The organism is Natronospirillum sp. (assembly GCF_022565775.1).
Taxonomy (GTDB): Bacteria; Pseudomonadota; Gammaproteobacteria; order Pseudomonadales; family Natronospirillaceae; genus Natronospirillum.
In genome coordinates this window covers 21,469-28,743 of record NZ_JAIUMC010000037.1, presented here as the reverse complement: position 1 = coordinate 28,743, position 7,275 = coordinate 21,469, and the positions used below count along the sequence as shown (strand labels likewise).

The 7,275-nt window shown below is 52.5% G+C and carries 8 protein-coding genes; all 8 read right to left on the bottom strand.

Going from position 1 to position 7,275, the window contains the following annotated elements; genetic code table 11:
- Window positions 1-538 (bottom strand): hypothetical protein (locus LAT62_RS08920; RefSeq protein WP_293382207.1); only part of this gene is annotated, 538 nt, incomplete at its 3' end.
- Entirely contained in the window at window positions 531-926 is a 396-nt protein-coding gene (locus LAT62_RS08915; protein ID WP_293382204.1) for a hypothetical protein, read from the bottom strand. The genes LAT62_RS08920 and LAT62_RS08915, both read right to left, overlap by 8 nt.
- Before the next feature lie 288 nt (window positions 927-1,214).
- The gene (locus LAT62_RS08910; protein ID WP_293382201.1) at window positions 1,215-2,135 is read right to left on the bottom strand and encodes a hypothetical protein; all 921 of its coding nucleotides are present in this window, start codon (window positions 2,133-2,135) and stop codon (window positions 1,215-1,217) included.
- 562 nt (window positions 2,136-2,697) lie between these two features.
- A complete protein-coding gene (locus tag LAT62_RS08905; protein ID WP_293382198.1) occupies window positions 2,698-3,114 on the bottom strand; it encodes a GFA family protein in 417 nt (138 codons plus the stop codon).
- A gap of 274 nt (window positions 3,115-3,388) precedes the next feature.
- On the bottom strand, window positions 3,389-4,273 hold the full coding sequence (locus tag LAT62_RS08900; RefSeq protein ID WP_293382195.1) for a hypothetical protein: 885 nt from the start codon (window positions 4,271-4,273) through the stop codon (window positions 3,389-3,391).
- Between the two features lie 91 nt (window positions 4,274-4,364).
- Window positions 4,365-5,120 (bottom strand): hypothetical protein, encoded by a 756-nt coding sequence (locus LAT62_RS08895; RefSeq protein ID WP_293382192.1) that lies wholly within the window; start codon window positions 5,118-5,120, stop codon window positions 4,365-4,367.
- Between the two features lie 66 nt (window positions 5,121-5,186).
- Window positions 5,187-5,519, bottom strand: coding sequence for a hypothetical protein (locus tag LAT62_RS08890; RefSeq protein ID WP_293382189.1), 333 nt, complete (start codon window positions 5,517-5,519; stop codon window positions 5,187-5,189).
- Window positions 5,520-5,996: 477 nt separating this feature from the next.
- On the bottom strand, window positions 5,997-7,244 hold the full coding sequence (locus LAT62_RS08885) for a hypothetical protein (RefSeq protein WP_293382186.1): 1,248 nt from the start codon (window positions 7,242-7,244) through the stop codon (window positions 5,997-5,999).
- Window positions 7,245-7,275: the final 31 nt, after the last annotated feature.

Here is a 7,275-nt window from a genome sequence, read left to right as displayed (position 1 = left end):
CCTTGTCATCACGACTCAACCACTTGATGCAGTCAAAAAGCTCCCAGATCAGGCCTTCATCTCCGCTGGTATAAACCGGGAAGTCCTTATGCTTTGGTGCGGGTTCGTCGGTTAGCCGGCTCGCAACAATATCACCCTTATCAAACAGCACTTTGAATGGCCTGGAGATGCTGAAAGGCTCACTGGCATCCATGAAATGAATTTCCGCACTGGTTAAATCCGTGAATATATACTTCTTGAAAAAGTATTGGTCTTCGCGAGAACCGTCCAGGCTGTAGAAGATCTCCTTGTCTGCTTCAAAGCAGGCAAGGCATGAGCTGATGGTTCGGTGAAAGTCATTCTGTGTGAAAGCAATGATGTCGGCATCTGAAACCCGGTCGCCTTTGCCGGCGGCGAGGGAGCCCAGCAACACCGCGGCCACCACGTCGTCTTCGGCAGAAAGCGCCGAATGGGCTGACCGAACCAGCTCTTTTTGCAGCGGTAATTGATCGAGTTCCAGATCTTTCAGGCTCACAGGTTCCCTGTCTAAGTCATGCATTGTCCAGACACTCCCTTGGTACCCAGCCAGCCCCCTTGGTGTCGTGCTCCACCCAACACCATTGGCAGTGTTCATATTTGAAGGTGAGGCGCTCACCTGGCTCGACGTCCAGTTCCCTGGCTGAATAGAATTTCAACGCAACGCCGCTGGCGCCATCTTCAGCCAATTCGATGTAATCGAGCGGTGCCCAACCTACCAAACCTTGTTGATCGGTAATTCTCACCCAGCCGGGGTACTCGGTATCCTGCTCTCCAACAAGCAGCCTGTCTCCGGCGTCAAAACAGACTGGATTCGGGTAATTGGATTTGTGTTCGCGAACCACAACCATTTCAGTCATATGCCTTGGGCGCCCCACAGCTGAAAACCTTACAGTGGCGCGCTTGGTCACGCATGTTTGCACGCCAAAAACTCACCTTTACCTACTGGCACAGTAGCGGTGGTGAATTCTCCGGTATTGTTTATGAAGTTAATGAATTCCTTCATTGGTAATGCGTTGGAAAAACAGGTGTTCACGTTCCGCCGGAACGGCTGTTCACGATCAATCAGAATGAGTGTTCACGATCGCCGGAATACGCAATTAAACGCTCGAACCCTTGAAAAGCTTTCGCATGTACACCTGCGAAAGCTCCAGTTCTGTTCGCCTGCTTTTGTTTACCTCTGCGTGTTCAAGCCAAATCTACGCAATGTCCAATACGGCCACCACACCGGCTACGATGGCGCCAAGCATAAGAAACGATATCAAGAGTTGAGCAACAGTAATGATTCTTGGTAGACCGTGCATAGGGATTAGTTCTGACGTAGCATTTACTGTTCCGGTAACCGCTGCGTAGTGCAAGAAATCGCCAAAGCGGACATCTGGCTCGACGCGATCAAAGGACACAGAAGCCGAGTTATTCATCGAAAATGCCATTAGTATTTGAGAATACACTTTGTCTTTCAGGTCCGGGATTTCGGCACCTTCGGATTCGAGTCGCTTAACCAAGGATTTCGCAAAGATAGAAAGCTCACGGAGGCTTATTCGTTGCCCCACCTGCAGCTGCAGACGAACACCCTCTGCAGCAATTTCCCCGATTCGAGCAACATCATCTCCGAACATCTCTTCATATGTGTATATCTTCCCAGTATTAGCAAACGAAGGATCTATCGGCTCTCCGTACAATGCCGTTGACACAGATTCTCTGAACGACCTAAATGGCGAATCATTAACTACTTGAATCTCGACCTGCCCATGTCTGGCGAAAACAACCTCGACCATCTCTGTGGCACTAATATCCAACAACCTTTGCTCAGCCAATTGCTCCGGATCGAATCCTGATGTATGCAGCATGAGACCTTTGTCGAAAGAGTGCCAACGATCAAACCTTACTTCGCCTAGGAACTTCAACAGCCGTAGATCGTTGATTGCCTCGGAGATCATTCTTGCTTTAAAGATCTCACTTGCAAAGAAAGCTGGGTGTTGTTGGTGCAGGCCTGGTGTGCCACTCATTTTCTTGCGAACTTTCGAGGGCTTGCTGATCTTATACACCACATAATACAAACAACTGAATACAAGTATGGATAACAAGAAAGCGCCAACGATATAGCCGAGAAGTATCACTACACCTTATCCCACAATTGCCAATTTACATGATTTTCCAGAAATCTAATCATTCGTTCCACCTTGCTTGCCCAGCGGCAATGTATCTGAGTTATTGGTGCAAGCTCAATTAGTCGATAAACTTCCACGTGTCAGCGCCATCAAAGGTTCGTACCGTTAGCTCTGAATACACATCGGGGGAAAACATTCGAAAGTTGATGGAAATCCTGTCTTCAGGGGTCTTCTCGATGCCCTCATAGTGCGTCAGGCACCCGCAAGTTTTGCAGTGATAGAATTCGATGACTTTGTCGTTCCAAGCGTAAGCAGTTACCGAGCCAGGGTCATAGGATACTTGGGCCTGCGCCCTTGTATAGTACCCCCACAGCGCGCCGTACCGCCTGCAAAGGGAGCAGGTGCACTGAACAAGATGGCCAGGCAGCTCCGGAACAGCAATCTCCACATTTCCGCAATGACAAGTCGCTTTCAACATTGGTTAAAAAAGCCTCCGTGTACATGGCGCCGTGCATAGACGGCCGAGTGAAGCCGGGCCCGTCGCACGAAGTGAGTACTCACATCGAATGGGCTATGAGCCTTGTCTATCAGCCGGGTGATTGACGCCATCATAGGTTGGCACACCTTCGATCTTCAAAGGATTAATCCCCTCCAAGCAAGCCACATTGAAGCCATACTGTGACGGATCGGACCTGCGCTGGTGATGGGTGTAGACCCCGCAGTTCCCACAAAAATAGTGCTTCGCGGTTTTCGTGTTGAACTGGTACAGCTTCAATACCTGTTCACCCTTCACTATCCGTATGCCCGGCAGCGGAACCGATGCCACTATGGCACCCCTGCGGCGACAGAGTGAACAGTCACACCGTCTGACATCAATCAGACCTTCAGGCAAATCGAGCTCAATCTCCACTGATCCGCAGTGGCAGGTGGCTTTGTGTGTTGGCTGAATGGGCACGCCGTGAACTTTGGTGAGATTCAATGTCATCATCAGTTGTTCCGTTGTGATCAAATGACTCTGACCCCATTGATTTGCCATTGATTTGACCCCATTGATTGCCGTTGTGATCAAATGACTCTGACCCCATTGATTTCGGAAGCTGTGAAAGGCACTTCAGACTTCAGGTGTTCGAAATACACTAGGCAGTCTATCGCCGTCATTTCGCGGTTAGCCCATCGCGGCTCTCTGACTGAACTGTAAGTCATTTTCATGCCTTTCCCTAACGCTGCCATCACGCGCTTTTCGTGTGCATGGCCTTGTTGACTTAACTCGTGATCTGCCAGAATCGGCCATCTTTTCTGATACCCATTCCATCGTATATTTCGTTCAATAAATGGCCAAATTCTTCCAGGTCATACCCAAAGTAGCTCGCCTGCCGCCAAGCAATAGCAGAAAACGCATCTGCTGCAGTCATCAGTAGCCAGCAAGCTGATCCAACTGACAAGTTCTTTGATAAAAGCGACGGCTCCGATTCGTTTTTTGCTTTAAACGACACGGAAATCATCGCCGATGGATGCGAGTGCGCTATGGACGACAGGATACGGTAACCTGATTCATTAAAGAGGTTATCCCGAATGCACTCGGTTGATGAGGGTAGTGTCATGGCAACACCTACAACCTTTCCTTTCTTATCGGTTTTCTCTTCAAAGCCAAGTCTCCGAGCGTCCGCCTTTATTTCCTGAATCCGCTCTTTGGCATGTCGGACTCCATTTTCATCTCCCATAGAGCCAGCGGCCTTTTTTTGATGGAGCAATCCACCGTATCTGAAAGCCAAGCTTCGAGCGACTCTGTCTCGGACTGCTATGTCAGGATCCATAAGCCAGCAACCATATGCGGCTGCTTCTAAAACACCACGAACCGACGTCCAAGGAGAAATTGTTAGCAGAGGAGGTTCAAGAAGTCGGGAGACAGCGAAGGCGTGATCACCTGCTGACTCGACTAATAGGCATCCCTGTGAACAAACGGTCTGTATCTCCTCAGAATACGCACACTCCTCGACCTCGTCGCTAGCCACGGACTTACCTTGCGGATAGTTACCGTTTGCGTTCACGAATTGACTCACTTCTTCAAGCAGCGACTTGATGCCCGACTGAAGCTTATCGTAATTCTCTGTGGTGATTTCCACTGTCACGCCTTGAATAGTTAACACCTTAGCTCAGGGGTGTTTGAGGCGGCGACCGTTTTTGCGGCAGCAAAAATGGGCGACGGGTCAACCGTCCCCTGCAGCGATTTGTTAGCCGTCACGGCGCCACCCTGACGATGTGCTTCATGAAAGAGGATGTGATCTCAAACACGAACTCGATTTCCGCCTCAATGACCGCATCATCGTGCTTGACGTAGCTATTTTGATACTTGCTGTAGTAATCCAGTAGCTTCAACAACATGTTGCTCAATTCAGGTGATCCTCCGGATTTCTTGATCAAGGCGCCAACTTCGGCCTGCTGATTTTCCAAAGATTTGTTGTTGCCGAGGATTTCGCGGAGCAGCGTCTCCAAGCTCAGACGCAAGTCGTCTAGAACGTTGCGATGAAATACGCCGTGGTCGTACTTCTCATTTGCCTGTGAGTATAGGTTCAGCGCAGACGGAAACCCTTCGAGCCAATGTTTTGTCTCTTCGATGAGTGTTTCGTTGATCTCCGAGGGCGAGTCCTGTGGATCGAGATGCGAGTACCGTGTGACGAGGCGAATCTTGAGTTGCTTTCGTTCTGGGCTCTCAACGTAGCCGAAAGACCGGTGATCACAAAGTTCCTTGAGTATTCGATACTGCTGAGGCGCATCGAATACCATCAAATTGTCGTAGAGCGCGGTGCGCTTGTTCGGGGCTTCAAAAGGATACGTTGGATGAGGCAGATTGACGTCGTACTCAACGGCATAGGCCGCAGTAGCGCGCACAATTTCTCCGCCGCTCAATCCTTTTGACGTGTCCGCCAAAACATCTGCCGCATACTGGACGAATGTCGGCGGGATGGCGGTGACGGTAGGGTCGTTCATAGTCATGGCTAACGCCTGTAGCTGCGGCAAATTGCGAGCGCAGCGAGTAATTTGTCCGACAGACTACACTTGTTACGAGTCATTTGGCTCACCAGGCAGTGGATTTCGAGACCGTAGCCCCCAAATAGGTTTTCCGTCTTCAGATGCTCTTGCGCCAATCTTCAACAAAAGACGTTTCGTGGTTTCCTCATCAGCTCCGATTACGTGCTGAAGACGATCAAGCGAGCGCCATTTATGCTTGGGATGATTCAGCATCTCCGTGAGCATTTCTATCTGCGGGCTCTCTTGCCTATCAACTTCCTTTTTACGCAGATATTCAGCGACGATTTGAACCGATATCGTAGCAACGGAACCAATTACAGCACCGCCCAACCCGATCAACGCTATGAGTATCTTCTCAGTCATGACTATGGCTCGTAACATTAATATAGTCGTCAAAGTGACCACATTACTCTGACCACCATCCACTCTTGAATCCAACTCCAAAATACCTGCGATACCCCACAGCAGCCAGCTCTCAGCCTCGCCCGCCCCCAACCACCCACCAGAAATATGACCACTTTGATGCCTATCCCATTCGCACCCGGATAATGGAAGCTTCTTGTCTGACGCGGTCTACAGGCGGAAAACACCAGATCCGCCAAAATAGACGGTCACTGTGACCGCTTTTGCCTTGTGGGTTTGTTGCTGCAGGGGAAATGCCAGGAGTTGAAACCGCCAACCACGCTTCCGCCCGACCGGGTGAAGTGGCTTGCCAATCCTTCTGCCTGCTTGTCGACGCGCCTTGTCGCAGTGGGTGGTTTTCTGGCTGTTTGTATAGTTGTAGCCAAGGCGGGCGTGTTGTTCAAGTCTGTTTTTGTATGGGCGGGGCCGGGTTTGTGTTCAGAAGAGGCGCACTTCGGCGCCGAGTCGCCAGCCGCGGCCTGAGTCGAGGTGCTGCACGCCCGGGTACCAGCCGTCTGATTTGTAGTACCAGTCGCCGGTGAGGCGCAGGCGTTGCATGACGGGTTGGCTGTATCTGAGTTCGATGGCCCAGCCGGCGTCGTTGCTTTCGGTGCGGAAGTTGAGGTCGCGTGGTTGTTGCCAGCCGGCGAGGCGGCCGGTGAAGGTGCCCGGGCTGACCGGGTAGTCGATTACGCTGATGCGGGCGGCGGGCAGGTTCTGTTCGTCGTTCTGTTGCCAGTAGACGTCCCAGCCGACTTGCATGCCTTGCTGCCAGCGCAGGTGGTGCCAGCCAAAGCGGCGGCCGAAGGGGGTGGGCTCGAAGCTCAGGCGGTTGGCTTCCTGCTGGTTGGTCTCGTCGAAATACTGGGTGTCGACGAAGTTGATCAGGCTAAGCAACAGGGCCCGATCCAGGTAGTCTCTGGCTTCGGAGTCCAGGTCGTCATAGCCGATATAGCGCTCATGCTCATCCGAGCTGTCGCCATGCAGGCTCCAGGTCCAGTGCAGGCAGTCGTGGCCGATGATGTCCTGGCTGCGCTCGGACTCATCGCCGGGCAGGGTGAAGTCGTCGTCGGTGCAGCGATACAGGCTGATGGTGTCCTGCAGCGTCAGGTAGGCCTTGGCAAAACGGTAGCGCGGCACGCCGTAGTTGAAGTAGCTGGCTTCGCTGAGTTCGCTGACCAGTTGCTGAGTGGCCTCGTAACGCACCGACCCCAGGCGGGTGTACTGGCCGGGGTTGCTGGCGCGAACGTCGGTCAGTTGCTCATCCGTGACGCCGCGCACATAGGTTTCATGTTCGGTGCTGTGCGACCAGAGAAAGCGCGCATCACTGCGGCTGTCGATGCCTTCGGCGCGCAGCAGGTCGCGCTGCCATTCATTGCGCATCCAGATGGCCGGATGCGGCAGCACGAACACCCACATGCCCACGTCGATGACCAGGGGCGAGATTTCGTCATTGGCAAAGCGGGTCTGGCGCAGTATGTCGCCGGCGCTAGTCCAGCCCTGATAGGTGAACCGGGTCAGGTCGCCGGACTGGCGCATGGTGGGCGCATCCCAGAACTGCCAGCTCTCCTGATCACGCTCGTAGGGCGAAAAGCCGCTCCATGGCTGGGCAGTCAGGGTGGTGCTCAGACACAGTGCGCCCAACGTCAGAAGTCGGGCACCTGCGGACGGCCAAGATTGCGGCATTGGGTGTTGAATCCTGTTGGTGTTATGCGTG

Excerpts from the sequence above, each read along its gene's own strand:
- LAT62_RS08895 (WP_293382192.1), bottom strand. The coding sequence starts at position 5,120 with ATGACTATGAACGACCCTACCGTCACCGCCATCCCGCCGACATTCGTC.
- LAT62_RS08905 (WP_293382198.1), bottom strand. The coding sequence starts at position 3,114 with ATGATGACATTGAATCTCACCAAAGTTCACGGCGTGCCCATTCAGCCA.
- LAT62_RS08890 (WP_293382189.1), bottom strand. The coding sequence starts at position 5,519 with ATGACTGAGAAGATACTCATAGCGTTGATCGGGTTGGGCGGTGCTGTA.
- LAT62_RS08885 (WP_293382186.1), bottom strand. The coding sequence starts at position 7,244 with ATGCCGCAATCTTGGCCGTCCGCAGGTGCCCGACTTCTGACGTTGGGC.